This is a genomic window from Chryseobacterium gwangjuense (assembly GCF_021311115.1).
GTDB classification, from domain to species: domain Bacteria; phylum Bacteroidota; class Bacteroidia; order Flavobacteriales; family Weeksellaceae; genus Chryseobacterium; species Chryseobacterium gwangjuense.
In genome coordinates this window covers 89,140-114,959 of record NZ_JAJTNP010000001.1, presented here as the reverse complement: position 1 = coordinate 114,959, position 25,820 = coordinate 89,140, and the positions used below count along the sequence as shown (strand labels likewise).

The window sequence follows — 25,820 nt, the reverse complement described above, 5'->3', positions numbered from 1 at the left end:
TTAATTTTCCTGTTTTTTATCATGATTGATGAGCTTGATTGCATAGTAAGTAAGCAGTGTTGTCAGGATAAAATAAGGAATTATAAAATGAAATTTATACCCGGGAATCATCTCAAAGTTCAATTTTTTTCTAATTAAATACATTAAACCGAATTTTAAAAGAATCAAACCAATTACAGACAATCCTAAAAATTCAGGAACTACCCTATTGATTAAAACAATAAGAGTAATCATCATCATGAACATTACACTCAGGAATAAATAAAACTTCACGATTATAATTTCATCCAAATGGAATATAAATTTCCACAAAGAAAAATGAATCAGAAATGTTAAAAAAAATAATATTGTAACGAGAATGTTCGGATTAGCTTTCATTTTAAAATTTATTTTCTACCTAACATCAATTAGGCTAATTTTAATTGATCACAAAAATAGACTTTTTCTATCGGATTTTTTCATGATTTGATTTATATCATCCCATTCAATTATATTTAAACTACAATAATATTTATATCATATATAATATTACGCGTCATACAGGTTTGATATCCTAAAAAATTCCTTATTTTTGCAAACCTATAATTTACAATAAATATGTTTAATAGTTTACAGGATAAATTAGACAAAGCGCTTCATAACATTTCAGGACGTGGAAAGATCACCGAAATCAATGTAGCGGAAACCGTAAAAGAAATTCGTAGAGCATTGGTAGACGCCGATGTTAATTATAAAGTTGCTAAAGATCTTACTAAAAGAGTTCAGGATAAAGCTCTAGGACAGGATGTTCTTACCTCTCTTACTCCGGGACAGTTGATGACGAAAATCGTTCATGACGAATTAGTAGATTTAATGGGAGGTTCTCAAGAAGGAATCAACCTTTCCGGAAAACCGTCTGTAATTTTGATTGCAGGTCTTCAAGGTTCGGGTAAGACAACTTTCTCAGGAAAATTAGCTAATTACTTAAAAACAAAAAAGAATAAAAAACCTCTTTTGGTTGCTTGTGACGTGTATCGTCCTGCTGCGATCGACCAGCTAAAAGTTTTAGGTGGACAAATCGGGGTTCCTGTTTTCACAGAAGAAGGTTCTATGGATCCTTCAAGCATCTCTCAGAATGCCATTAATTTTGCTAAATCTAACGGTCACGACATCGTAATTGTAGATACAGCAGGTCGTTTGGCGATTGACCAGCAGATGATGAACGAAATCAAAACGGTTCATTCTACGATTCAACCGAACGAAACTTTATTCGTTGTTGACTCAATGACAGGTCAGGATGCTGTAAATACGGCAAAAGCTTTCAACGATGCTTTGAATTTTGACGGAGTTGTTTTAACGAAATTAGACGGTGATACTCGAGGTGGAGCCGCTTTAACGATTCGTTCAGTGGTTGAAAAACCAATCAAATTCATCTCTACTGGTGAGAAAATGGAAGCTTTAGACCTTTTCTACCCGGAAAGGATGGCAGACAGAATCTTAGGAATGGGAGATGTTGTTTCCTTAGTAGAAAGAGCTCAGGAACAATTTGATGAGGAAGAAGCAAAAAAACTTCACAAGAAAATTGCTAAAAACGAATTTGGTTTTGATGATTTCCTAAAACAGATCAATCAGATCAAGAAAATGGGTAACATGAAGGATTTGATGGGAATGATTCCAGGAGTTGGAAAAGCCATCAAAGACGTAGAAATCAGCGATGATGCATTCAAACATATCGAAGCGATCATCTACTCTATGACTCCTGAAGAAAGAAGAAGACCTTCTATTATCAATACTCAGAGAAAAAACAGAATTGCGAGAGGTGCCGGAAGAAAAATTGAAGATGTAAACCAATTGATGAAGCAATTCGACCAAATGGGTAAAATGATGAAGATGATGCAAGGTCCTCAAGGAAAGCAAATGATGCAGATGATGAGCAAAATGCCAAATATGCCGGGAATGGGCGGAATGTTTGGAAAATAATAAATAATCACACACCACCACACCAAAACAACAATCATTAAATATATTATTATGGAAACACAAGGAAATTACAATTCACCTTACAAATCGGAAAAAAAAGTTGTAGCAGGGATCTTAGGAATTTTACTAGGAACTTTTGCTATTCATAAATTTTATCTTGGCTATACAAAAGCAGGAATTATTCAACTAATTCTTGGTCTAGTAACATGTGGAATTGTAGGAATTGTAGGTCTAATCGAAGGAATTATCTATTTAACAAAATCGGATGAGGAATTTGACAGAACATATGTTCAGAATCAAAAAGAGTGGTTTTAAAATGAAAATCAGCCTTTAATAAAAGAAACCGACTCAGATTTGAGTCGGTTTCTTTATTTTCATCTTAAAATAGGATTATTTATCAGATTTCTGAGCCTTAGCTTTGATGAAATAAGAAAAACCTACGTTTACACCGAAAGTATTTACAGTGTTTTTGAACTCTGTTCCCATAAAAGTGTCTTTATTAGAAAACTGATCAAAAGAAACTCCTAGATTGATCCCTAAAGATTGAGTAGCCATATAAGTTACTCCTCCTTTTACTTTCCAAGCTAAACCATCAGCAGTATATTCATCTGTGGTTCCTGAATAAGTTTCTTTTGTTTTATTAGATGCATAACCAATACCAGCTCCTAAAAAAGGAACCAATTTGCTACTATTTGAAAAATAATAAGTTGCAGTTGGCATTACAGAAAAGCTAGAAATTGTCGATTTATCTCCATCTTCTTTTGTTGTAACACTTGTAAAACCTAGGTCAATCCCTACTGCTAACTTGTCAATTACGAAATATCCTGCAGAAGGAGTGATAGAGAAAGTACTTACTTTTGGTCCATCATAGCTTTCCCCTCCTACTTTAGTTTTAGTATCAATACTGTTGAAACCCATACCCGTATTTCCACTGATTACCCAATCTCCTTTAGTCATTTGAGCATTTGATAAACCAAAAAGTGCCACAGCACCTGCTAGTAATAATTTTTTCATGTTTATTTATTTAAAGTTTTAAAGATAAAAAAAAGTCCTAAAAAATAGGACTTTTTTTGTATAAATGTATTGTTAATTACTTAGCAAAAACATATTTAACTCCGAAAGTTACAGAAGATAAATTCAATCCGAACTTGTAGTTATTGATGCTCTTAGCTCCATCTACATCTTCTTTGTAAGTGTTGTATCCAAACTCACCGATAGTAGCTTCGATAGACCAGTTTTTGTTTAAGAAATAATCTAAACCTGGCTTAACGTTTACACCGATAGATGTAAATTTAGTTTTGTCAGAAGTAGAGTTAACTGTAGTAGTTGATCCTGTAGTAAAAGTTTGAGTTCCCTCTTCTTTGTACTCACCAAATGCCATTGGAACTTCTAATTGACCGAAGAAATATAATTTATCAGCCAAAGTCCAATATTTTCTTACAAATGGAGCTACAACAAATGCAGACTGAGTCCCTTTGTTTTCAACAGTTAAAGTTCCTCCAGCTACGCTTGAAGTTGTAGTAGTTGTTACTTTATCATTTGCATATCCTAATCCTAAACCAACAGCTAGGTTAGTGTTTACGAAGTAACCTGCAGTAGGAATAACTCTGAAGCTTTCTACTTTAGTATCGTTATTGTTGTTCTCTTCTTGAGCATAGTTTACCTGACCAGATAAATAAGCAGTTCCTTTAGCAATCTGTGCATTAGATAGACCGAAAAGTGCAATAGCACTTGCTAATAATAATTTTTTCATTTTAATAATTTTAATACTTTCTGACTGCAAATGTATAATGGTCTGCCTTAATATTAAAATTTGTTAATGTGATTAATATCATTGTTAAAGTTTGTCGTTTTCCCAAAATAAATCCCATCCAATAAGGCTTTTTGATTTTTTCACAATATTTTGAATAAAAAAATAACAATTTTACAAATAAGACAGAAAAAAAGTTATTTTTCACGATTTCCGGGGGTCAAAAAAGTTGAATCTGTTTATAATTTCATTAAATATTATATAAATACAACCATAGATAACTTCTTAATTCTAAAAAATTAATCCTTTTCAACAAAGAGTGTATATCTCTGAAAAATATTTATGGTTTAAAAATAAAAACTCCGGCTTTTCAGCCGGAGTTTATGATAATTATTTCTTAATTATTTTATTTCAGAAAGAAATTTACACCAAAATTAATGGCACCGAAATTAAATCTGTCATCATTATACCAATAAGGACCATGATCTTTATAGCCACTGCTGATATTTTGGAATCCTAAATAGAGTTCAGCATTTTTCATTTGATACCCTACTCTTGGCGCTACATACAAACCACTATTAATATAATCTCTTGTAGAAATAGCAGCTCCTAAATCTAACCCCACAAAAAGTGGAATTTTATCAAATTTATATTTCCCTGATGCAGCAATAGGAACAAAACCGAAATCATCTACGTGATCTTTCCCGAAAAAATGAGAATATCCTGTAGTAACCCCAATATCTAATCCCTTAGTTATATTCCACATATATGCAGCATCTATACCTATTGTAACACTTGCAGCATCTGCAGCGTCACCTAGTGGAGCTCCGATGTGACCTCCAAGTTTAAAACCTTCCTGAGCATGAGCAATACCACCAAAAAGCGCAAAAGCACCTAGTAATAATAGTCTTTTCATTGTTTAATATTTAAAATGTTATTATAAAAAATAGGTATAGCAAACCAAGTGCCGTTCATGAAAAAAGCAGGATAAAAAATCCTGCTGTATTTTATAAGTAAAGAAAAAAATCTTAGTTACCTCCAAATTTGAAACCTACACCAACCTGTAAAAAGCTGTTTGTAACTTTACCGTCACTTTTAGAAAGATCAGAAATTCCGTAGTTATATCTCGCATCAAAAAACAATCCGTTTTCTAATGCAAACTCAGCGCCTAAGAATGGGGCAATATTTAAAGTATTCACATCATCTTTAATATCAACATCATCATCCCCTTCCAATTCTAAACCAGGAATACCTATACCTGCATCTACAACTGTTTTTTGTTTTGCGGAAAGAATTACACCAAAACTAGCTCCAAGAGATACCGATAATTTTTCTGAAATAAAATATTTTGCAGAAACAGGAATTAATAAAGTTCCGAAAGTGATTTTAGTTTTTTCTCTAAAATACACATCGTCTTCACTTGCATTAAGGTCTTCTTTACCTCCTAGTGGTGAATACAATAATTCCCCTTGAATTCCAAACTTATCTCCAAATTTGTGTTCAACAAGCCCACCTACATAAAAAGTGTGAGACGGATCGGTGTTTCTTGCTTCCAGATCATCTTGTGCTTCATCAACTTTTATTGTTGAGAATGAATAACCAGCTTTAACACCAAATCTTGTTTCTTGTGCTTGTAAAGAAACTCCCATGACAGCAACTGCTGCAATAAGTAAAAGTTTTTTCATGATATATTGTTTTTCTAAAAAAATTAGCGAGCTAATATATCACTTTTCACTGATTTAACAAGAATTTCTTAAAACTAGTCTCTCTGTCTCTTTTCTTCTTCGTTATATGCCAAAATAATTTTCTTAACAACAGGGTGTCTCACAACATCTTCTTCCGTTAAATGAACAAATCCTATTTCTTTTACATCTTTTAGAATTCTCATGGCTTCTTTCAATCCGGACTGCTGTTTTGGCGGTAAATCAACCTGGCTAGGATCTCCCGTAATAATAAATTTAGCATTCATCCCCATTCTTGTTAAAAACATCTTCATTTGGGAATGGGTGGTATTTTGTGCTTCATCAAGAATTACAAAAGCATCATCCAAAGTTCTTCCTCTCATAAAAGCCAATGGTGCAACTTCAATCACTTTCTTCTCTATAAAACCTTCCAGTTTTTCGTGGGGAATCATATCTCGAAGCGCATCATAAAGTGGCGCCATATAAGGATCTAACTTTTCTTTCATATCACCTGGTAAAAATCCTAAGCTCTCCCCTGCTTCCACAGCGGGTCTGGTCAATACAATTCTTTTTACCATTTTATCCCGAAGAGCTCTTGCTGCCAAAGCAACACTGGTGTAGGTCTTCCCTGTTCCCGCAGGTCCGATTGCAAAAACCATATCTTTTTTCTCAGTTTCTTTTACCAGTTTTTTAAGATTGGTTGTTTTAGCCTTTATGACTTTACCATTTACCCCTTTTACGATGATATCCTGATCAAAAACAAGCTGTTTTTCGTTTTCGTCTTTTAAGTTGAGTATATTTTCAACGTCTTTAAGCCCGATAGAATTATTTTTCGAAATAAATCCGACAATATCATCAAGCTTCTGTTTAAATATATCTAAAGCCTCCTGATTTCCCATCGCAAAGATAAAATGATCTCTCCCGGTGATTTTAAGAGTAGGAAAACTTGATTTTATTAAATTGAAAAATTGGTTATTAACTCCATAGAAGATTTTCATGTCGATATCTTCCAAATCATATGTCAATTCAAACATGTAGTATTTTTATTTTAGATTTTAAATGTAAAACTTTTTTTGAAATTTTTATCAAATTCTTTTCTCGAATATTTCGGGCTTTCTTTTTATTTTAGATAAATTTGCAATTCTATTATCCTACAAACAATTAATGTCAATTATTACCCTTACTTCAGATTTCGGAAATTTGGATTACAGAGTTGCCGCTGTGAAAGGCAGCATTCTTTCTCTGAACCAAAAGGTTAATATTGTTGATATCACCCACGATATTCAGGCTTTCAACCTTATACAGACTTCATATATTGTAAGAAACGCTTACAAACATTTTCCGAAAGGCAGTATTCATATTATTTCTGTCGACAGCTTTCAGCACAAATCGAGAAAAAATATTTTATACAAAGCAGATGGTCATTACTTCATTGCAGCCGATAACGGTCTTCTAAGTTTAATATTTTTTGACATTAAACCGGAAGCTATTTTTGAAATTACGTTGAATAACAGGTTCGATGACATCGTTAATTTTACATCAACGGATATTTTTGTTCCTACAGCGGTACATTTAGCCAACGGAGGACTTCCCGGAGTGATTGGACGAAAAATTGATACCGCCAAACAGCTTTTATTCCCGAAACCGGTGTATAATGAGTCTGAAAAAATGATTATCGGGGAAGTAACCTATATTGATAATTTCGGAAATATAATTTCAAATATCAGTAAAGACTTTTTTGAAACCATTGGGAATGGATATGAAAATTTCACCATCAAATTCAGGAACTTAGCCCTTTCAAAAGTTTTTTCAAGTCATACAGAAGTGGTTTCGGATTGGGATCGGGAAACTGAATTCCATGGTCAGTCGGCAGCAATCTTCAATGACAGTCAGCTTTTGGAGCTAACGATCTATAAAGGAAGCAAAAAGAATGGGGCAAAAAGCCTGTTCGGAATGAACGTAGGAGAAAATATTTACATTGAATTTTTCTAAAATTATATATTTCATAAAAAAACCGATTTTTTTTATATATTTGTCAAAATCTAAAAATTAAAAATGGCAGAGTACAAATTATTGCTTCCTTCCATGGGAGAAGGTGTTATGGAAGCTACTATTATCACTTGGTTATTCAATGAGGGTGATAATGTAAAAGAAGATGATTCCGTAGTAGAAATTGCAACAGATAAGGTAGATTCAGATGTTCCGACACCCGTTTCGGGAAAAATCGTAAAGATTTTGAAACAGAAAGACGAGGTTGCAAAAGTAGGTGAAGCCATTGCTATTTTAGAAATTGAAGGAGAAGGCGGAAACACAGCTACAGAAGAAGTAAAAACTGAAACTCCGGCAGCTGCTCCTGATGCTGAAACCTTAAAAACCATTGAACAGCCTTTACAAGTTGCTGCTTCAACAGAATTTTCAGGAGATCTTTACCTGTCTCCACTTGTAAAATCAATCGCACAACAGGAAAATATTGCTGAATCTGAACTAAAAACCATCAAAGGAAGCGGTTTAGAAGGAAGAATTACCAAAGAAGATATTTTAGCTTACGTTAAAAACAGAGGAAACCAACCAGCTCCACAAGCGGTTCCGGTACAGGCAGCTTCTGCTCCACAGCCAGTAGCAACTTCAGCTCCGGCTTCTACAATCCCTGTTGCAGCAGGTGACGAAATCATTCCAATGGACAGAATGAGAAAAATCATCGCTGAAAACATGGTAAAAGCTAAACACATTGCACCACACGTTACCTCTTTCATCGAAACAGACGTAACGAACGTTGTAAAATGGAGAAATAAAAACAAATCTCTTTTCGAAAAACGTGAAGGTGAAAAACTTACTTTCATGCCAATTTTCGTAAGAGCAGTTGTAAAAGCTATCCAGGATTTCCCAATGATCAATGTTTCTGTAAATGGTGAGAACATCATTAAAAAGAAAAACATCAACATCGGTATGGCGACTGCTTTACCAGACGGAAACCTTATTGTTCCTGTAATTAAAAACGCAGATCAGTTGTCTCTTTCAGGATTGGCAAAAGCAATCAACGATTTGGCTTACAGAGCAAGAAACAAAAAATTAAGACCTGAAGATACTCAGGGAGCAACATACACAATTTCTAACGTAGGAAGCTTTGGAAACCTAATGGGAACACCAATTATTCCTCAACCTCAAGTTGCAATTTTAGCAATCGGAGCAATCGTTAAAAAGCCTGCAGTTCTTGAAACAGCTGATGGTGATGTAATTGCAATCAGAAACTTAATGTTCATGTCTCACTCTTACGATCACAGAGTTGTAGACGGATCTCTAGGTGGAATGATGTTGAAACACGTTCACGATTATCTTGAAAACTGGGATCTGAACACGGAAATATAAGTAATGAATAATAGGCAATAATTAATCTAGCCTGTTCACCAATATAAAACCTTCGAATTTTTCGGAGGTTTTTTTGTTAGCAAAAATCAAAGTCATATACGTTTACTGTCATGGAGATTAGCATTACAAATAAATTATAGTAATCCCTACAAACCCAAAACAATTTATTAATTATTCAACAAAATAAACATTTCATTAAATAAACACCAATAAAAACAATTTCAATTTACAATATAACGTATATCTTCAAAAATTGATTACTGAGTAGTCAATTCAAAAACAATCGATTCAAAAAAAATAAAAAATAATTCAAGAACTTTAACTACATAAAAATGTAAAATCCATAAAAATCCCGTATTTTTAAACTTCAAAATTGATAAATGTTAAAAATTATCGCTCTCATTCGAAGATCTCTGAAAAAATCTTTCGACAACATTCGAAACGAACAACTGAAATACAACCTGCTTCAGGCCATTCCTTTTTGGATTGGTTCAGTTATTACAGGCTTCTTTGCAGTGATGTACGCCAAAATTTTTGCATGGGGCGAAAATCTTCTTCATTTCATTCTCGATTGGCATTCGTGGATGATTTTCGTTATTGCCCCGATTGGTTTTGTCCTTTCATGGTGGCTGGTAAAAGAATTTGCTCCCAATGCCAAAGGAAGCGGAATTCCACAAGTTATGGCCGCCGTAGAATTGGCCAATCCGAAAGAACATAAAAAAATACGCAGCTTTTTAAGTTTAAAAATCATCATTTTTAAAATCATTTCATCCGTTGTTCTGGTAATCGGCGGGGGTGCAGTAGGACGAGAAGGTCCTACCATTCAGATTGCAGGCTCGGTTTTCAGAAAAGTAAACGAGTACCTTCCGGAATGGTGGCCAAAAATTTCAAAGAAAAATATGATCATGACGGGTGCAGCAGCCGGACTTGCAGCAGCGTTTAATACTCCACTCGGTGGAATTGTATTTGCGGTAGAAGAGCTTTCTAAAACCCATATCAATTACTTTAAAACAGCTTTATTTACAGCGGTTATTATTGCAGGTCTGACTGCTCAAACTTTAGCCGGTTCCTATTTATATTTAGGGTATCCTAAAACGAATGACGTTTCATTAATGGTAATGCTTCCTATTATTTTAGTAGCGGGAGTTGCTGGAATTTTAGCCAGTCAGCTTTCGGTTACCATGTTAAAAATGTCTGATTGGAAAAAAAGAAAATTAAAAACAGACAGATCCAATGTTATTTTTCTGGTGATTTGTGCCTTAGTCATTGCCTCCATAGCTTTCTTTATTAACAGAGAAATTTTAGGATCAGGAAAAGAAATCATGGAACGCGTTCTTTTTACAGAAAATAAACATGAAGACTGGTATGTTCCTATTTTAAGAATGTTGGGTCCTGCCCTATCTTTTACTTCCGGAGGTGCCGGTGGAATTTTCGCACCTGCTTTAACGGCCGGAGCAAGTATCGGATCTGTAATCTCCGGTTTTATTCATTTAAGCCCCAATGAAACCAATGTTGTTATCCTTGCCGGGATGGTTGCTTTTCTTACCGGAATTACAAGAGCCCCGTTTACATCAGCTATTATCGTTTTGGAAATGACCGACAGACATTCTCTAATATTTCATTTGATGTTAGCCGGAATGGTTTCATCTATCGCTTCCATATTAGTCAGCAGACATTCTTTATATGATGTAATCAAAGTAAACTTTCTAAAAGAAATCCGAGAAAAAGACTAAGTATTTTCCCATATGTACAGGTATTTTCATAGCAATTACCTGTACTCATCAACAAAATCATTACTAACCTTGTATATTACAAATATATTTTTTAATTTTGCACCTCGAAATAATTAACAAATTCATTTAACATTATGAACAATTACGAAACTGTTTTCATTTTAACTCCCGTTCTATCTGAGTCACAGGTAGAGGAAGCAGTGAACAAGTATGTAGATCTTTTAAAAGAAAAGAACTGCGAAATCGTTGCTAAAGAAAACTGGGGATTAAAAAAATTAGCTTATCCGATCCAATTGAAAAAGAACGGATTCTATACTTTAATCGAATTTAAAGGAGAAGGTACTGTAGTTGCTGATCTAGAATTAGCATTCAAACGTGACGAAAGAGTAATTCGTTACCTTACTACAAAACTTGACAAGCATGCTGTTGAGTACGCTGTAACTAGAAGAACTAAAGTAAAAGCGGCTAAAGCTTAATTATTAACCCAATTTTTTAAAACGACAAGACATGGCAATAGATGAAATGGCTAAACAAGCCTCAGCTGGAGGAGAATCAGAAGTAAAATTCCTTACTCCACTTGATATCAATACAAAATCTGAAAAGAAATATTGTAGATTCAAAAAATTCGGAATTAAGCACGTTGATTACAAAGATGCTGACTTCTTATTACAGTTCGTAAACGAGCAAGGTAAAATTTTACCAAGAAGATACACTGGAACTTCTTTAAAATACCAAAGAAAAGTTTCTGCTGCTATCAAAAGAGCAAGACACCTTGCTTTGATGCCTTACGTAGCTGACTTATTGAAATAAGACAACAAAAATAAATAAAAGAAGAGAGCAATCTCTTCTTTTGTTGCTGAATACATAATTAAATTCTAACTTGATTTTAGAAGTCTAAAATCTAAAAAAGGACAACAACAATGAACATTATTCTTAAAAAAGACGTAGAAAACTTAGGTCTTGAATTCGACACAGTAAGCGTAAAGCCAGGTTATGCAAGAAACTTCTTAATCCCTCAAGGATTTGCTCTTTTAGCTACACCTAAAAACATTGCAGCTCTAGAAGCTACTTTGGAAGCTAGAAAAGAAGAAGAAGCTAAATTAATCGCTGCTGCAACTGCTGTAGTTGAGAAATTGAGGAAAACTTCTGTTACTATCCCTGCAAAAGTAGGTTCTGGTGATAAATTATTCGGATCTATCAACAATGCAGATCTTTCTGCTGCTCTAGAAAAAGCTGGAGTTTCTGTAGAGAAGAAATATATCAAAATCCCTGGTAACACTATCAAGAGAACTGGTAAAGTAACTGCAAACATCAGATTACACAGAAACGTTGAGTACAACTTCGAATTCGATATCGTATCTGACGCTCCGGTAGAAGCTCCAAAAGCAGCTCCTGCTAAAAAAGAAGAAGCTCCTTCTGAAGAAGCTTAATCAAGACGAGATTTTTCTCAACATATAAAACCACCTCTCATGAGGTGGTTTTTCTTTTTTCAGATTATTGTTAGTTTAGATTCCACGGAATGACAAACTAATTGTTAATTTTAAAAAATAAAATACCTACCACTTACTCATCCCCTCTCAGTTTATGCTGATACTCTGTAGGTGGAATTCCAATTACTTTTTTAAAGATATTACTAAAAGATGAAAGGCTGTTGTACCCTACCATCATTGCAATTTCATACATATTATATTTTTCTTCAAGCATTAATTCCAATGAACGTGTAATTCTTAAAGCACGCAAAAAACGGACATAATTCATCCCTAGCGTCTCCTTAAATCTCCTGGATAAGGTTCTGGTACTCATTCCGAATTCTTTTGCTGTAGATTCAATTGTTAAAGGCTTTTCTAAATTTGCATGGATGTATTGAGCCACTTTCAGTAACGTTTCATCATTAGGAAAAGGATGTTGCACAGGAAATGCCAGCTTTTTATCTCTCTTTTCTGGTAAAATCCCTTTTAAAGCTTTAAGGAAATCATATTTAGACCCATCCTTTTTTGTGATTTTCCCATCCCAGTCTTTGGTGTATAAAATCATTTCCCTCAGTAAATGACTTACGGAATAGATATTAATTTCATCAAAAAAGCCACTTTCATTTTCCTCTTTTTTAAAATAAAAGTTATATAAATCTACTTTTGGGCTTGTCGAAAAAATATAATGAGGGGTTCCGGCAGGAATCCACATAAAACATCGTGCAGGTAAATACCAATGCTTCAAATCTGTAAAAACATGTACAATACCTCCTTCTGCGTACACCAATTGAGCAGAACTGTGATGATGGATCTCAGTTTTCACATCACCTGTCAGAACATGATATACATAAAAAGAGGCATCATCTTCTTCAACGGCTCCAAAATGACTGTCATTCATACAATAAAGGTATGAAGAAAATTTCAATATGGCGTAAATGAACAAATCTTTTTCTGTTTTCACAAATCGTGTCCTATGCTTCACCCCGTAACTTTGCAATATCAAAATCAATTTAGCAAAAAACCTTTAATTAATTTATGAAAATGATATTTGACGCACACAGATATCACTGTATGGCGTTGTGCTTATTATTGGTAAGCAATCTTTTATACTCACAAATGACCGATTATCAGCATCTCAGTTTGCAACAAGCAGTTGAAATAGGGCTCAAGAATAATAAAAATATTCAAATCAGTCATCTCAAAAACGAAATGTCCGAAACCAAAGAGAAAGATCTCAAAATGGAAAAACTTCCGGACATTGAATTCCATACCAGCTATAACCAGGTTACCAATCTTTTTCAGCATGAAAATGGCGTATTTGGAAAAGCTACAAAATATAATGTAATCAATGGAATGTATGATTTCACTCTTTCAGCTTCCATCCCGGTTTATATGGGTGGAAAGATTAAAAATACAGAGAAAAAAGCAGCCATTGATACTGAAATTTCGTCTTTAAAGACCCATTTGGATGAAAGACAATTAACGATGGAAATCATCACCGCTTTTCTTCAGATTCATCATTTAAAGGAGCAGCAAGGCTTGATTAATGATAAAATGAAAGAAGATTCCGTGAACATCAAGCAAGTAAAAGCTTTGAAAGCAAATGGGGTTGTAACAGCAAATGAAGTATTGAGAACTTCTTTACAGCTTTCCAACCATACCATGAGCTGGACTGAACTTGATAATGATATTCAAATTGCGGAACATAAACTGAAAACGATTCTTTCGCTTCCCGAAAATCAGGAAATGCATGTAGATACAGAAGATTTGATTTCTGAAAAAGCAGAAATTCCGTACGTAGATGAACTTACCGAAACGGCTTTACATAAAAACGAATCTGTTGAAATGGCCAATAAAAATCTTTCACTTAAAGAATTAGACCAAAAGATTACAAAAGCGAATTATTTACCAAAAATTACAGCAGGCGGAGAATATTTCATGAAATATCCGAATATGATGTTTTTTCCTCCAGAACCTTATGCGTATCGTTTAGGAATGATCGGAGTGAATCTCACCTATCCTATCGAAAGCTTGTATAAAAATAAATACAAAATGCAGGAAGCTAAGGAAAATATTCATCTGGCAAAACTGCAGATTGAAGAAAATGAAGAAAACATCAGACATCATGTTTACGAAGCTTACAAAAAGTTTGAAGAAACCGACCAAAAGGTAAAAATTGCCGAAGAAGCAATCATCCAGGCAAAAGAAAACTATCGCATTGTAAGAACAAAATATGTGAACAAATTAAGCTTAATCACAGAATTAATTGATGCTGACAACACCTATCTCGAAACTCAATCTAACCTTATTTCCGTAAAAATCAACAGACAACTTAAATATTACCAACTCCAATATGTGATTGGAAACTTATAAAAACTATGGCACAAAAGCAATTAACACGTAAGGAAAAAAGAATCAACAAAACGATTACTTTATTGGCATGGATTCTCATTATCAGCGGAATAACGGGGATGATAAGTTTTTATCTTTTTTCAAGAAAGAATGTTACGACAAACGATGCTCAAATAGAACAATATATTACACCTGTTTCCAGTAAGGTTTCAGGTTTCATTAAAACCATTAAATTTAACGAAAACCAATTTGTGCATAAAGGTGATACTTTAATTGTAATTGATAATCGTGAATTCGTCAATCAGGTGAAAATGGCAGAAGCCAATCTCAATGCAAATTCCGAAAGTATTAATACAGTTGAAAGCGGAGTAAACACTAAAGCAAGCGACACTAAAATCATTGATGCTAAAATCGCTTCCGCAAGAATTGACATCTGGAGAACTGAACAGGATTTTAAAAGATATAAAAATTTAGTTTCTGAAGATGCCGCAACCGAACAACAATTTGAAAATATAAAAGCCTCATACGAGCAGGCAAAAGCCAATCTTCTAGCTTTAGAGCAACAAAAAAATGCGGTGAGAGCCAGTGTAAATGAACAGGAAACGAAAGTTGCCCCGGTCAAAAGCCAAATCCAGCAAAGTTCTGCAAGTTTGAATAACGCCAAACTTTTCCTTTCCTACACAGTAGTTACAGCACCTTATGACGGCTGGGTTGGTAAGAAAACCATTCAGGAAGGTCAGTTGATTAAAGAAGGTCAGGCTTTGGTTCAAATCGTGAGTAAAGAAAAATGGATTATTGCTAATTATAAAGAAACGCAATTAGGACAGATCGACCAGAATAAAGAGGTTATTATCACTGCAGATGCTTATCCGGATGTAGAATTTAAAGGAAAAATAGTTTCTGTTTCACCGGCTTCAGGGTCACAGTTTTCTTTAGTAAAGCCAGACAACGCAACAGGAAACTTCGTGAAAATCGAACAAAGATTCCCCGTAAAAATCATCCTGAGTACTCATCAAAACAATGAAAAATTGCTTTCCGGAATGAATGTTTTGGTGAGTGCGAAGAAAATATAAGATTTGAGAACCTGAGGAATTGAGAATGTAATGGAAAAGATTAGTGTACTAGATTTAAAATTTTTAAAATTCCTCATTCTCAAATTTAAAACAACCCATTAAATTATTTTTTAGCGAAAAGACAGAACCGCAAAACAGCAAATTGCAGATTTTTTCTCAAGCATATTTGTCATTTTACCTTTTACTTTTTTTTACCCCTTTGCCTTTTTGTCTTTTCGCGTTTTCATTAATGATGATTTTTTCAAACTTTTTTCAAATTATTTCCCGAAAGTTTGTCATCCTGTAGGGATCTAAGCATAGTAATTAGAATTCTACCGGAAAGATTCGATCGTAGATTCCTAACGGAATGACAAAAATTTGTGCGATTATAAAACAATGGTAAGGAATGACCACAGTTATAGCCCCGATTGCAACGACATCCTTTTGTGCAGCAAAGCGGAACAAAAGATATAGTGAAAAGCGGGAAAAAGCTTCAAAAAATTTTAAACAAATTTACTATAAAACATATTGGGCCAATTTGCTTTTTTCAGCTTTTTTAGCCCTTTTTCACAAAGAAAATCATGCAACACAATACAATTTATCATAAATGGGTACCACAATGGCTGAAACTGCCGCTTTTAATTCTGGCACTGTTTCCCCACCTGATGTTGTTGTCGATATTACACTCTAATAGCGCCTTCACATCTTCTTTTATGGATGTAGATTCAGACGACATCCAATACTTAATGATTTTGATGTACGGGACATTTGTGGTTACCCTTTTGGTGATACAGCGATTTATGGCGTATTTCAGCGTGAAATATTATACCTTACTGATGTCTTCCGTTTCAATCCTTATTCTCTACGGACTCTCCATCACCAATGATTATCATATTATTTTAGTCATTCGTTTTCTCGAAGGAATTTTCGGAGTGATGGAAGGTGCTATTTTCTTACCATTAATTGTTGCAGAACTCAAAACCAAACATGCCAAAGAGATTGCCTATCTTTTCATGTATACCATTATTCTTACTGGCGGAACATTGACGACTTCTCTTTTAAAATCAAGCATTGAGGATTATGATTTTAAGCATATGATCTTAATGATGGTTTATTTCCATGTTTTTGTCCTGATCATTGCCTTTGCTATTTTCAATAAAAACAGATTTTTCCCAAAGAAACCTTTATACCAACTGGATATTACAAGCTGGTTTTTGCTTTGGGTATGTCTTCAGGCAGGTGGATATGCCTTAATTTACGGAAAAAGATTGATGTGGTTCGAGTCTGATCTTATCGTCTTTTGTTTTTTAATCTTCTTATTATTCGGAGGATTGTTTATGCTAAAACAGAGAAGCCAGCCCCGTCCTTTTTTCCATTTTGAAGTTTTCAGTTCTAAAAATGTAATTGTGGGAGTAGTTCTTTTCTTCATTTTTTATATTTTAAGAGCTTCAATTAATAATGTATACAGCATTATGGCCACCGTCTGGAAATGGCCATGGGATTATATTGTGAAAATTCAGTATTGGAATGTCGCCGGAAGCCTTTTGGGTGTTTTTATTTCTGCGTTATGTATTACCAAAGGAGCTTCTTCAAGATTAGTGTTCTTTACCGGATTTCTGATTTTAGCAATTGATTCAGCTTGGTTCACATACACTTTTTATCCTGATACAACTCTTCAGACGATTTGTCCCCCGTTATTTCTTCAGGGAATTGGTCAAGGATTACTTTTTACCCCCCTCGTCTTTTTTTTAATTGCAGGAATGCCTGAACAATATGTTTCTAATGCAACTGCAGTCGGAACTGCAACCAGATTTTGGACAACTGCAATCGGATATGCTTTAATGCAAAACTTAATGTTGTTTTTAACCTTAAAACATTCTGATACCTTAAGTTCAAATCTTACAGATACCAATCCTATTTTTTATTCACAATGGAATCAGCTATTCGGCGCTAATCTGTCAAAACTACCTGTCAATGAATCTTTATCTATGACAGGAGCTGTTTTTAAAGCAAAAATAAATGCACAGGCAATTTTACTTTCCAATATGGAAATTTTTACCGGATTATTCTGGCTGGCTTTAATTACGGCATTTATTATATTACTATATCATTCGGTTAAAATTGCTGTAAGAAATATTATGTAATAAAAAAACCGGGAAATTTTCCCGGTTTTAATTTTTATGATTTTTTTGGAGCCCATTGTTTGAAGAACTCTTTTACTTTTTCTAAGCTGTACCCCTTTCCTTCCTCCAACACATCACTCGGTTGTATGTGTATCATTTTCCCATCTTTATCCAGCACAATGAAAACAGGGTAACCATATTTGTCGCCAGGATTTCCATACTGAGCAAAAACTTTCTCATTTTTATTTTCTGGAGAATAATTCAAATGATAATACAGATAATTTTTGTCAACACTATTCTTTAATTCCGGAGTTGATTGAACATACTGATTAAATCTCAGACACCAAATACACCAATTACCCCCTGCCTGAATCATAATATTTTTACCTTCTTTTTTTGCCTGCGCTACCAGTTTATCAATATCTGCCTGTGCATCTGCTTTTGGATCATAAGGTTTAGGTAACTTTGCCTTCTCTTCTGCCGCAGCTTTCTTCTTTGCTTCCAGTTCTGCTGCTGCATCACTTTTCACCAACAAAGCTTTATCTCCGGAGTTCTTTACTTCAGGAGTTTTTTTAATTTCTGTATTCTGAGCCCAAATTGTAGTACTCAAAACTACTAAAGCTATTAACGACACTTTTTTCATACTATAAAAATAAAAAAATAATACTTATTACCTGCAAAAATGAAACCATATTTTTATTATCCTTAAATTTGCATACTTTATGAACTTTCTAATCAAAATACTTTACCTAATTTCTAAGATCCCGCTTAAAATATTATATATTTTTTCGGATATCATCTTCTTTTTAAACTACTATATCGTAGGCTACAGAAAGAAAGTCATCTTACAAAATATTAAAAACTCTTTTCCTGAAAAGACAGATGAAGAAATTCAGGCTATTCTAAAGAAATTCTATCTCAATTTCTCCGATTATTTGGTAGAAACTGTAAAATCTTTCAGCATCAGTGAAACTGAATCACGAGTAAGAATGCAGCATATCAATCAGCATTTATTTCATGAAGCTAAAGCGGAAGGTAAAAATATTATTCTGCTTGCCGGTCATGTTTTCAATTGGGAATGGATGAATGCTTTAGCACTTCTTACTCCTCAAAAAAACTCTCACCCCGTTTATAGAAAAGTGAACAGTAGTTTTTGGGAAGATCAAATGAAGAAAGTCCGCAATAAATTCGGAAACGAAGCATTGGAGGCGAATGAAGTTATTCTGAATATTTTCAGGAACCAGAATGATGGTGAATCAATTTATATGTTTGTAGCGGATCAAACGCCTCACGTTGCTCATGTTAACTATGGTCTTGAATTCCTTAACCAAAGAACACCTGCTTTTATAGGGTATGATAAACTGGCTACAAGGATGGATTTAATCTTCATTTACTGTGAAATGAAGAAAGTGAAAAGAGGGTTTTATCAGGTAAATTATCATAGAATTTATCCGGATGGGGAGAAGTTTGTTAATAATGAAGTGGTGAGAAAGTTTCACAAATTATTAGAAAATACAATACACAAATATCCTGACAATTACCTTTGGTCTCACAGAAAATGGAAGTATCAGGACTCCATCAAAACATTTGATTCAGAAAAAGTATAGAAAATGATGAAGCCAAAGCTTGCAGTTGCCATCTTAAACTGGAACGGGAAAAACTGGTTGGAAAAATTTCTTCCCAATGTTGTACAATTTTCTAATGATGCTGATATTTATGTTATTGATAATGCATCAACAGATGATTCAGTAGAATTCCTAAAAACAAATTTTCCTACGGTAAAAATTGTAATCAATGCTGAAAACTACGGTTTTGCAGGCGGATATAATGAAGGTTTAAAGCAAATTGATGCAGAATATTATTGTCTTTTGAATTCGGATGTAGAAGTTACCGAAAACTGGCTTGAACCTGTTTTACATCTTTTTGAAAAAAATCAGGATATTGCAGCCATTCAGCCTAAAATCTTGTCTTATAACGACAAAAATAAATTTGAATTTGCCGGAGCAGCCGGTGGTTTAATAGATAATTTAGGTTATCCTTACTGCAGAGGAAGAGTTTTCGATGATGTTGAAGAAGATAAAGGGCAATACGATGATGAAACTGAGATTTTCTGGGCTTCAGGATGCAGTTTATTTATTCGTTCACAAGACTTTTGGAATCAGAATGGTTTTGATGAAAGGTTTTTTGCCCATCAGGAAGAAATCGATCTTTGCTGGAGATTAATCAATTCCGGAAGGAAAATTTTCTATACCGGAAAATCTAAGGTTTATCACGTTGGAGGCGGAACTTTAAACAAACAAAGCGCTCAGAAAACGTATTTAAATATCAGGAACAACCTTTCTATGATGCTGAAAAACTTACCTTTTCCTCAATTGATAGGGTTAATCTTTTTCAGATTATGTCTGGATGGAGTTGCCGGAATTTATTTTGGTTTAAAACAAGGCTTTCCTCATCTTTGGGCTGTTGTAAGGGCACATTTCGGATTTTATGCTCAAGCTTCCGGAACCTGGAAACGAAGACAACAACATCAGAAGAATAATTTCTATCAATCTAAATGGTTGATCTTTAAACATTTTTTATAGATAATGAACCTAGTTTTCGACACTTATTATTTTGATAATGACAAAGCCAATACTATTTGTCTAGCATTTGAAAATTGGGAAAACGCTGTTCCTGATTATGAATTTTCTGAAATAAAAGATGGTGTAGAAGAATATATTCCAGGACAATTTTACAAAAGAGAGCTTCCTTGCATTTTGAGTCTTTTAGAGAAAATCAAAACTCAGATTAAAGAGATTTCCTGTATTATTATTGACGGTTTTGTTTATCTTGATGATGATATGAAACCTGGTCTGGGAAAGCATTTGTTTGATTCTTTACATAATGAAATTCCTGTGATTGGTGTTGCCAAAACAAATTTTGCCACCGTCGAAAAATATAAACTACCTTTAAAAAGAGGAAACAGTGACACTCCTCTATACATTTCCAGTGTAGGAATTGATATGAATACCGCATACGATTTAATTCAAAAGATGCACGGAGATTTCAGAATCCCAACTCTTTTGAAGAAAGTTGATACCTTAACAAGACAATTTTAATTAATGGATTTTTGCGCAATAGACTTTGAAACCGCTACTTTTGACCGTAACTCAGCTTGTGAGTTGGGAGTTTGTGTTGTGCAAAATTCAGAAATTGTAGAAACCAAAACCTGGCTTATCAAACCTCCCAGTTTTCCCTATTTCAGTCAAAGAAATATTGATGTACACGGAATTTTACCTGAGGATGTAAAAGACGCTCCTACTTTTGAAGATATCTGGTATGAAGTGGAAGAAATGATGTACGGAACATTGATGATTGCTCACAATGCAAGCTTTGACGCCGGTGTTTTACGTGGCTGCTTAGACCATTACGGAATGTTTACTCCGAAATTAAACTATCTGTGCAGTATTCAGTTGGCAAAAAAATCATGGAATTACCTTCCAAGATATGGTTTAAAGCATCTCGCGGAATATCATGAAATCAAATTCAATCACCACAGAGCTGGAGACGATGCTGAAGTCTGTGCCAAAATATCCTTACTGGCTTTTGAAAAATTATTTCTCACAAGCAATGAAGAAGTTTCGGAATACATGAAAGCAAAGATTAAAAAATTGTAATTATTTTCAGAATTTCTAATCTAAAATTAATTACTCAAAACCTCTGACAACAAATTAAATTTCGGAATATCAATTTCAAAATTTTCTTTGGTTTGTTCATTTCTTACCAGATATTTACCACTCATATTACCTACTCCGGAACGAAGCATTACATTAGAAAAATAGGCAAAATTTCCGTCGGGTTCTATTTCCGGTGTTAAACCGATTACTCCATCACCTACGATCTCTGTATAGCCGAATCCAACATCGAAAATTAACCATTTTCTTTTAAGAATTTTGATAGGAAAATCTCCGTTATTTTCAATCACAATGTTATATTTGAAAACATAACGGTTTTCTGAGGGATAACTGTTCTTACTATCATATTCAGGAACTACTGAAACTCTGATATTAGATGTGATTTTTGAGAACATTTTTTTTCATTTTTATAATTTATTAGATACAAAAATCTCGCCTTTTTCAAGGCGAGATAGTAAAATATGTTATAATTATATTAAATTATAATCCAAGACCTTTTCTTTCGTCTCCTCCCATTAGAATTTCAACAGGATTGTCGATACCTTCTTTTACCGCAACAAGGAATCCTACAGACTCTTTACCATCGATAATTCTGTGATCGTAAGACATTGCCACATACATCATTGGACGAATGACAACCTGCCCGTCAACAGCAACTGGTCTCTGGATAATGTTGTGCATACCCAAAATAGCTGATTGAGGTGGGTTAATAATTGGTGTAGATAACATAGAACCGAAAGTACCACCGTTTGTAATTGTAAATGTACCACCAGTCATTTCATCAACAGTGATTTTTCCGTCTCTTACTTTTATAGCCAAATCTTTGATGTTTGCTTCAACACTTGCAAAAGACATATTTTCAGCGTTTCTCAATACCGGAACCATCAATCCTTTAGGACCTGAAACCGCAATTGAAATATCACAGAAATCGTAATTTACTTTGAAATCTCCGTCGATAGAAGCATTTACGTCAGGATACATTGCCAAAGCTCTTGTAACTGCTTTTGTGAAGAAAGACATGAAACCAAGTCCAACTCCGTGTTTCTGAGCAAATTCTTCTTTATATTGTTTTCTTAGTCTAAAGATCTCAGACATGTCAACTTCGTTGAAAGTAGTTAACATTGCTGTTTCATTCTTTACAGAAACTAATCTCTGAGCAATTTTTCTTCTAAGAACTGAAAGTTTAGTTGTTGTTGTAGATCTAGAACCTGTAGCTGTGATCGGGTTTCCTCCGAATGCAGGAACAGCCGCTAATTCAGCATCAGATTTAGAGATTCTTCCATCTCTTCCTGAACCTGAAACCTGAGAAGCATCAATTCCTTTTTCGTCAAGAATTTTCTTAGCGGCAGGAGACGGAGCACCTGTTGCATAAGTCTGAGGCGCAGCAGCAGGTTTTGGAGCTTCTTGTTTAGCCGGTTCAGCCGCTTTCGGAGCTTCCTCTTGTTTTGGAGCTTCTGCAGCAGGAGTAGCATTACCCGCAGGTTTTGCAGCATCCATATCGATTAAACAAACCACTTGTCCTACTTGTACCACGTCACCTTCTTCAGCTTTCAAAGTAATAATACCACTTTGTTCAGCAGGCAATTCAAGAGTCGCTTTGTCTGAATCTACTTCAGCGATAGGTTGATCTTTTTCTACGTAATCACCATCTTTCACAAGCCAAGTTGCAATTTCAACTTCTGTAATTGATTCGCCCGGTGAAGGAACTTTCATTTCTAAAACTGACATATCGTATTTTTTATTTTTTTATTGATTAATATTTATAATTAAGCTGTTACAGGTCTTTTTACAGGAGCATCGTTTCTGTCGAATACTCTGTTGATCACTGAATTTTGGTTTTTCTCAAACATCTTGTGACTTCCCGGAGCCGGAGCACCACTTGGAACCGGAGCTACTACCTGAATTCCTGTATCTCTGAAGTTTCTTAGGATGTAAGACCAAGCTCCCATATTTTCTGGTTCTTCCTGAGCCCAAACAATCTCTTTTTTGTTTGAGTATTTTTCGAAGATCGCATCAATAGCATCTGCTTGTAAAGGATACAATTGTTCGAATCTTACCAATGCAATATTATCTGCATTCAGTTCTTCTTTTTTAGCTAATAATTCGAAGTATAGTTTACCTGAACATAACACTAATTTTTCAACTTTTTTAGGATCAGCAGTCGGATCGTCTAAGATTGGCTGGAATCCTTTGTTTGAGAAATCTTCAAGCGGAGAAACCACTCTTGGATGTCTTAACAATGACTTCGGACTCATTACGATCAATGGTTTTCTGAATGACCATTTCAATTGTCTTCTTAGCAAGTGGAAATAGTTTGCAGGAGAAGTGATATTTGCAACCACCATGTTTTCATTAGCACAAAGTGTTAAGAATCTCTCTAGTCTTGCTGAAGAGTGTTCTGCACCCTGACCTTCTGAACCGTGAGGCAATAACATTACCAAACCATCCTGAATTTTCCATTTTTCTTCTGCAGCTGCTAAATATTGGTCAACGATAATCTGAGCTCCGTTTACGAAATCTCCGAACTGAGCTTCCCAAATCGTCAATGTATTAGGAGAAGCCATCGCATATCCGTAATCGAAACCTAAAACTCCGTATTCGGAAAGGTGAGAATTGAATACATCAAATCTGCTTTCAGAAACTTGTCTTAACGGGATATATTCTTCTTCTGTATCTTCAGTTTTTACAACCGCATGTCTGTGAGAGAATGTTCCTCTTTCTACATCTTCTCCGGAAATTCTAATGTTGTGACCTTCTACAAGAAGTGTTGCATACGCCAACCATTCTCCAAGAGCCCAATCTAAATTATTGCCCTCGATAGCCTTGATTCTGTTTTCGAAAAGTCTTGTAATTTTATTCAAGAACTTTTTATCAGCCGGAAGTGTTGACATTTTAATTGCCAATTCTTTCAGCTTAGCTAAGTCATATTTCGTATCTACAGCATCCTGAACGGCTCCTCTCTTTCCGATCGGATAGTTTGTCCAGTCTTCTGCCATGAAAACGTCCATTACGTTTTTCTCAATTTCTTTAGAAGCATCAAAGTCTTTATCTAAAAGCGCTTTGAATTCCGTTTCCATTTTCGCGATAACATCATTCGATGTCACGTTGTCTTTTAGTAATTTATCTTTATAAATTTCTCTTGGATTCGGGTGCTTAGAAATTGTTTTATATAAATTAGGCTGTGTAAATCTTGGCTCATCACCTTCGTTATGACCATATTTTCTGTATCCTAATAAATCGATATAAACATCTTTACCAAACTTCGCTCTGAAGTCAGCAGCGAAATGGATTGCATGAACTACCGCTTCTGCATCATCCGCATTTACGTGCATTACAGGTGATTCCGTAACTTTTGCAATGTCTGTACAGTACGTAGAAGATCTTGCATCCATGTAGTTTGTTGTAAATGAAACCTGGTTATTTACAACGATATGAACTGTACCTCCTGTTCTATATCCTTCCAAAGTCATCATCTGAGCAACTTCGTATGCAATACCTTGTCCGGCAATTGCACCATCACCATGAATAATGATTGGTAAAACTTTAGAATAATCTTTATACTTATCATCTACTTTTGCACGACAAATACCTTCTACAAGAGCAGCTACCGTTTCAAGGTGAGATGGGTTCGGAGTCAGGTTGATAGAAACTTCTTCTCCAGAAGCCGTTTTGATTTTTTTAGATGAACCTAAGTGATATTTCACGTCACCAGAGAATACATCTTCTTCAAATTCTTTTCCTTCAAATTCTGAGAAAATCTGCTTGTAAGATTTACCGAAAATATTGGTAAGTACGTTCAATCTCCCTCTGTGAGCCATTCCTAATACCACTTCATCAACTCCCAACTGAGAAGATCTTGAGATCAACTGATCTAAAGCAGGAATCAAAGTCTCTCCTCCTTCTAATGAGAATCTCTTTTGCCCTACAAATTTTGTGTGAAGATAATTTTCAAACGCTACTGCCTGGTTTAATTTTAATAAGATTTCAGTTTTTTCATTCGCTGAAAGACTTGGATGGTTTTCGTTAACCTGAAGCCATTGCTTGATGAAATCTTTTTCCTCAACATTGTTGATGTGCATGTATTCCACACCGATAGAATCACAGTAAATGTTTTCTAAATGAGTGATAAGTTCTTGCAAAGTTGCAGGACCTTTCATTCCTGTTTCTACGGCACAGTTGAATTTTGTATTTAAATCTGACTTGTCTAAACCGAAATTTTCGATATCTAAAGTCGGAGTATAATGTCTTCTTTCTCTAACAGGGTTTGTTTTTGTAAACAAATGTCCTCTAGTTCTGTATGCCTCGATAAGGTTTACTACCTTAAATTCTTTTTTAATGTGCTCCGGAACTTCTCCATTGGCTGCTGCCTGAGAAATTTGCTGTACTGCAGGCGCAGAACCAGCTGAAGCTTGAATATATTGAATACCTTCATCATCGCCATAGTTCTCTAAGGCAAAATCGAAACCTTGAAAAAAGGCTTTCCATGATGGTTCTAAAGAGTCCGGGAATTTTAAATACTGTTGGTATAAATCCTCAATTAATTGAGAATGAGCTGCGTTTAGGAATGAAAATCTGTCCATTATTACAGTTTATCTATTATTAAAATTTATTTGTAGAATTAAACCCCAAATTTAATAAAAAAACCGATGTGAAACAGTGC

At 34.6% G+C, this 25,820-nt stretch carries 26 protein-coding genes; 15 read left to right on the top strand and 11 right to left on the bottom strand.

Annotated features, from left to right (window positions below):
* Positions 1-273 (bottom strand): hypothetical protein, encoded by a 273-nt coding sequence (locus tag LV842_RS00465; RefSeq protein WP_233109496.1) that lies wholly within the window; start codon positions 271-273, stop codon positions 1-3.
* Between the two features lie 324 nt (positions 274-597).
* Here LV842_RS00465 and ffh point away from each other — a divergent pair, with 324 nt between their 5' ends.
* Together ffh and LV842_RS00455 are read left to right on the top strand one after the other, a co-directional pair.
* Positions 598-1,959 (top strand): signal recognition particle protein, encoded by a 1,362-nt coding sequence (gene ffh / locus LV842_RS00460; protein ID WP_233109495.1) that lies wholly within the window; start codon positions 598-600, stop codon positions 1,957-1,959.
* 51 nt (positions 1,960-2,010) lie between these two features.
* The gene (locus tag LV842_RS00455) at positions 2,011-2,274 is read left to right on the top strand and encodes a TM2 domain-containing protein (protein WP_233109494.1); all 264 of its coding nucleotides are present in this window, start codon (positions 2,011-2,013) and stop codon (positions 2,272-2,274) included.
* Between the two features lie 75 nt (positions 2,275-2,349).
* On the opposite strand, the gene LV842_RS00450 is transcribed toward LV842_RS00455, so the two are convergent.
* The 5 genes from LV842_RS00450 to LV842_RS00430 form a co-directional block, all read right to left on the bottom strand.
* Positions 2,350-2,973: an outer membrane protein gene (locus LV842_RS00450; RefSeq protein ID WP_233109493.1), complete on the bottom strand. Its 624-nt coding sequence runs from the start codon at positions 2,971-2,973 to the stop codon at positions 2,350-2,352.
* Positions 2,974-3,049: 76 nt separating this feature from the next.
* Entirely contained in the window at positions 3,050-3,712 is a 663-nt protein-coding gene (locus LV842_RS00445) for an outer membrane beta-barrel protein (protein WP_233109492.1), read from the bottom strand.
* Positions 3,713-4,115: 403 nt separating this feature from the next.
* Positions 4,116-4,625, bottom strand: a complete 510-nt coding sequence (locus LV842_RS00440; RefSeq protein WP_233109491.1) for a hypothetical protein — start codon at positions 4,623-4,625, stop codon at positions 4,116-4,118.
* A 112-nt stretch (positions 4,626-4,737) separates the two neighbouring features.
* Positions 4,738-5,394: a porin family protein gene (locus LV842_RS00435; protein WP_233109490.1), complete on the bottom strand. Its 657-nt coding sequence runs from the start codon at positions 5,392-5,394 to the stop codon at positions 4,738-4,740.
* Positions 5,395-5,468: 74 nt separating this feature from the next.
* Positions 5,469-6,425: a PhoH family protein gene (locus LV842_RS00430; protein ID WP_233109489.1), complete on the bottom strand. Its 957-nt coding sequence runs from the start codon at positions 6,423-6,425 to the stop codon at positions 5,469-5,471.
* A gap of 130 nt (positions 6,426-6,555) precedes the next feature.
* On the opposite strand from LV842_RS00430, the gene LV842_RS00425 reads away from it, so the two are divergent.
* From LV842_RS00425 to rplI, 6 genes are all read left to right on the top strand, one after another.
* Positions 6,556-7,383, top strand: coding sequence for an SAM hydrolase/SAM-dependent halogenase family protein (locus LV842_RS00425; RefSeq protein WP_233109488.1), 828 nt, complete (start codon positions 6,556-6,558; stop codon positions 7,381-7,383).
* A 63-nt stretch (positions 7,384-7,446) separates the two neighbouring features.
* Positions 7,447-8,757, top strand: a complete 1,311-nt coding sequence (locus LV842_RS00420; RefSeq protein ID WP_233109487.1) for a dihydrolipoamide acetyltransferase family protein — start codon at positions 7,447-7,449, stop codon at positions 8,755-8,757.
* Positions 8,758-9,137: 380 nt separating this feature from the next.
* Positions 9,138-10,490 (top strand): chloride channel protein, encoded by a 1,353-nt coding sequence (locus LV842_RS00415; protein ID WP_233109486.1) that lies wholly within the window; start codon positions 9,138-9,140, stop codon positions 10,488-10,490.
* A gap of 134 nt (positions 10,491-10,624) precedes the next feature.
* Complete coding sequence (rpsF, locus tag LV842_RS00410) at positions 10,625-10,966, top strand: 30S ribosomal protein S6 (RefSeq protein WP_233109485.1); 342 nt, start codon at positions 10,625-10,627, stop codon at positions 10,964-10,966.
* A 31-nt stretch (positions 10,967-10,997) separates the two neighbouring features.
* A complete protein-coding gene (rpsR, locus tag LV842_RS00405; protein WP_007844708.1) occupies positions 10,998-11,300 on the top strand; it encodes a 30S ribosomal protein S18 in 303 nt (100 codons plus the stop codon).
* Between the two features lie 110 nt (positions 11,301-11,410).
* A complete protein-coding gene (rplI, locus tag LV842_RS00400; RefSeq protein ID WP_233109484.1) occupies positions 11,411-11,920 on the top strand; it encodes a 50S ribosomal protein L9 in 510 nt (169 codons plus the stop codon).
* Between the two features lie 133 nt (positions 11,921-12,053).
* On the opposite strand, the gene LV842_RS00395 is transcribed toward rplI, so the two are convergent.
* Positions 12,054-12,857, bottom strand: coding sequence for a helix-turn-helix domain-containing protein (locus LV842_RS00395; protein WP_233109483.1), 804 nt, complete (start codon positions 12,855-12,857; stop codon positions 12,054-12,056).
* Between the two features lie 137 nt (positions 12,858-12,994).
* Here LV842_RS00395 and LV842_RS00390 point away from each other — a divergent pair, with 137 nt between their 5' ends.
* From LV842_RS00390 to LV842_RS00380, 3 genes are all read left to right on the top strand, one after another.
* Positions 12,995-14,332 (top strand): TolC family protein, encoded by a 1,338-nt coding sequence (locus LV842_RS00390; protein WP_233109482.1) that lies wholly within the window; start codon positions 12,995-12,997, stop codon positions 14,330-14,332.
* A 5-nt stretch (positions 14,333-14,337) separates the two neighbouring features.
* The gene (locus LV842_RS00385; protein ID WP_233109481.1) at positions 14,338-15,384 is read left to right on the top strand and encodes an HlyD family secretion protein; all 1,047 of its coding nucleotides are present in this window, start codon (positions 14,338-14,340) and stop codon (positions 15,382-15,384) included.
* Positions 15,385-15,944: 560 nt separating this feature from the next.
* Positions 15,945-17,507, top strand: coding sequence for an MFS transporter (locus LV842_RS00380; RefSeq protein ID WP_233109480.1), 1,563 nt, complete (start codon positions 15,945-15,947; stop codon positions 17,505-17,507).
* Positions 17,508-17,541: 34 nt separating this feature from the next.
* On the opposite strand, the gene LV842_RS00375 is transcribed toward LV842_RS00380, so the two are convergent.
* Positions 17,542-18,129, bottom strand: a complete 588-nt coding sequence (locus tag LV842_RS00375; protein WP_233109479.1) for a thioredoxin family protein — start codon at positions 18,127-18,129, stop codon at positions 17,542-17,544.
* 79 nt (positions 18,130-18,208) lie between these two features.
* Here LV842_RS00375 and LV842_RS00370 point away from each other — a divergent pair, with 79 nt between their 5' ends.
* From LV842_RS00370 to LV842_RS00355, 4 genes are read left to right on the top strand one after another with little or no spacing between them, the layout of a single operon-like run.
* Entirely contained in the window at positions 18,209-19,093 is an 885-nt protein-coding gene (locus LV842_RS00370; RefSeq protein ID WP_233109478.1) for a lysophospholipid acyltransferase family protein, read from the top strand.
* Between the two features lie 6 nt (positions 19,094-19,099).
* Positions 19,100-20,068, top strand: a complete 969-nt coding sequence (locus LV842_RS00365; RefSeq protein ID WP_233110053.1) for a glycosyltransferase family 2 protein — start codon at positions 19,100-19,102, stop codon at positions 20,066-20,068.
* A gap of 3 nt (positions 20,069-20,071) precedes the next feature.
* Positions 20,072-20,584 carry an endonuclease V gene (locus LV842_RS00360; protein ID WP_233109477.1) on the top strand — a complete coding sequence of 171 codons (513 nt, stop codon included), beginning with the start codon at positions 20,072-20,074 and terminating at the stop codon, positions 20,582-20,584.
* A 3-nt stretch (positions 20,585-20,587) separates the two neighbouring features.
* The gene (locus LV842_RS00355) at positions 20,588-21,142 is read left to right on the top strand and encodes a 3'-5' exonuclease (protein ID WP_233109476.1); all 555 of its coding nucleotides are present in this window, start codon (positions 20,588-20,590) and stop codon (positions 21,140-21,142) included.
* A 26-nt stretch (positions 21,143-21,168) separates the two neighbouring features.
* Here the strand turns inward: LV842_RS00355 and apaG are convergent, their stop codons facing one another.
* From apaG to LV842_RS00340, 3 genes are all read right to left on the bottom strand, one after another.
* Entirely contained in the window at positions 21,169-21,555 is a 387-nt protein-coding gene (apaG, locus tag LV842_RS00350; protein WP_233109475.1) for a Co2+/Mg2+ efflux protein ApaG, read from the bottom strand.
* 85 nt (positions 21,556-21,640) lie between these two features.
* Positions 21,641-22,888 (bottom strand): 2-oxoglutarate dehydrogenase complex dihydrolipoyllysine-residue succinyltransferase, encoded by a 1,248-nt coding sequence (gene odhB, locus LV842_RS00345; RefSeq protein ID WP_233109474.1) that lies wholly within the window; start codon positions 22,886-22,888, stop codon positions 21,641-21,643.
* A 38-nt stretch (positions 22,889-22,926) separates the two neighbouring features.
* Positions 22,927-25,740, bottom strand: a complete 2,814-nt coding sequence (locus LV842_RS00340) for a 2-oxoglutarate dehydrogenase E1 component (protein WP_233109473.1) — start codon at positions 25,738-25,740, stop codon at positions 22,927-22,929.
* Between the last annotated feature and the right edge of the window lie 80 nt (positions 25,741-25,820).

Excerpts from the sequence above, each read along its gene's own strand:
- rpsF (WP_233109485.1), top strand. The coding sequence starts at position 10,625 with ATGAACAATTACGAAACTGTTTTCATTTTAACTCCCGTTCTATCTGAG.
- LV842_RS00440 (WP_233109491.1), bottom strand. The coding sequence starts at position 4,625 with ATGAAAAGACTATTATTACTAGGTGCTTTTGCGCTTTTTGGTGGTATT.
- LV842_RS00370 (WP_233109478.1), top strand. The coding sequence starts at position 18,209 with ATGAACTTTCTAATCAAAATACTTTACCTAATTTCTAAGATCCCGCTT.
- LV842_RS00455 (WP_233109494.1), top strand. The coding sequence starts at position 2,011 with ATGGAAACACAAGGAAATTACAATTCACCTTACAAATCGGAAAAAAAA.
- LV842_RS00385 (WP_233109481.1), top strand. The coding sequence starts at position 14,338 with ATGGCACAAAAGCAATTAACACGTAAGGAAAAAAGAATCAACAAAACG.
- LV842_RS00430 (WP_233109489.1), bottom strand. The coding sequence starts at position 6,425 with ATGTTTGAATTGACATATGATTTGGAAGATATCGACATGAAAATCTTC.
- LV842_RS00425 (WP_233109488.1), top strand. The coding sequence starts at position 6,556 with ATGTCAATTATTACCCTTACTTCAGATTTCGGAAATTTGGATTACAGA.
- LV842_RS00435 (WP_233109490.1), bottom strand. The coding sequence starts at position 5,394 with ATGAAAAAACTTTTACTTATTGCAGCAGTTGCTGTCATGGGAGTTTCT.
- LV842_RS00450 (WP_233109493.1), bottom strand. The coding sequence starts at position 2,973 with ATGAAAAAATTATTACTAGCAGGTGCTGTGGCACTTTTTGGTTTATCA.
- apaG (WP_233109475.1), bottom strand. The coding sequence starts at position 21,555 with ATGTTCTCAAAAATCACATCTAATATCAGAGTTTCAGTAGTTCCTGAA.
- LV842_RS00445 (WP_233109492.1), bottom strand. The coding sequence starts at position 3,712 with ATGAAAAAATTATTATTAGCAAGTGCTATTGCACTTTTCGGTCTATCT.
- LV842_RS00380 (WP_233109480.1), top strand. The coding sequence starts at position 15,945 with ATGCAACACAATACAATTTATCATAAATGGGTACCACAATGGCTGAAA.
- rplI (WP_233109484.1), top strand. The coding sequence starts at position 11,411 with ATGAACATTATTCTTAAAAAAGACGTAGAAAACTTAGGTCTTGAATTC.
- LV842_RS00340 (WP_233109473.1), bottom strand. The coding sequence starts at position 25,740 with ATGGACAGATTTTCATTCCTAAACGCAGCTCATTCTCAATTAATTGAG.
- rpsR (WP_007844708.1), top strand. The coding sequence starts at position 10,998 with ATGGCAATAGATGAAATGGCTAAACAAGCCTCAGCTGGAGGAGAATCA.
- ffh (WP_233109495.1), top strand. The coding sequence starts at position 598 with ATGTTTAATAGTTTACAGGATAAATTAGACAAAGCGCTTCATAACATT.
- odhB (WP_233109474.1), bottom strand. The coding sequence starts at position 22,888 with ATGTCAGTTTTAGAAATGAAAGTTCCTTCACCGGGCGAATCAATTACA.
- LV842_RS00420 (WP_233109487.1), top strand. The coding sequence starts at position 7,447 with ATGGCAGAGTACAAATTATTGCTTCCTTCCATGGGAGAAGGTGTTATG.
- LV842_RS00375 (WP_233109479.1), bottom strand. The coding sequence starts at position 18,129 with ATGAAAAAAGTGTCGTTAATAGCTTTAGTAGTTTTGAGTACTACAATT.
- LV842_RS00365 (WP_233110053.1), top strand. The coding sequence starts at position 19,100 with ATGAAGCCAAAGCTTGCAGTTGCCATCTTAAACTGGAACGGGAAAAAC.
- LV842_RS00415 (WP_233109486.1), top strand. The coding sequence starts at position 9,138 with ATGTTAAAAATTATCGCTCTCATTCGAAGATCTCTGAAAAAATCTTTC.
- LV842_RS00390 (WP_233109482.1), top strand. The coding sequence starts at position 12,995 with ATGAAAATGATATTTGACGCACACAGATATCACTGTATGGCGTTGTGC.
- LV842_RS00395 (WP_233109483.1), bottom strand. The coding sequence starts at position 12,857 with ATGAATGACAGTCATTTTGGAGCCGTTGAAGAAGATGATGCCTCTTTT.
- LV842_RS00360 (WP_233109477.1), top strand. The coding sequence starts at position 20,072 with ATGAACCTAGTTTTCGACACTTATTATTTTGATAATGACAAAGCCAAT.
- LV842_RS00355 (WP_233109476.1), top strand. The coding sequence starts at position 20,588 with ATGGATTTTTGCGCAATAGACTTTGAAACCGCTACTTTTGACCGTAAC.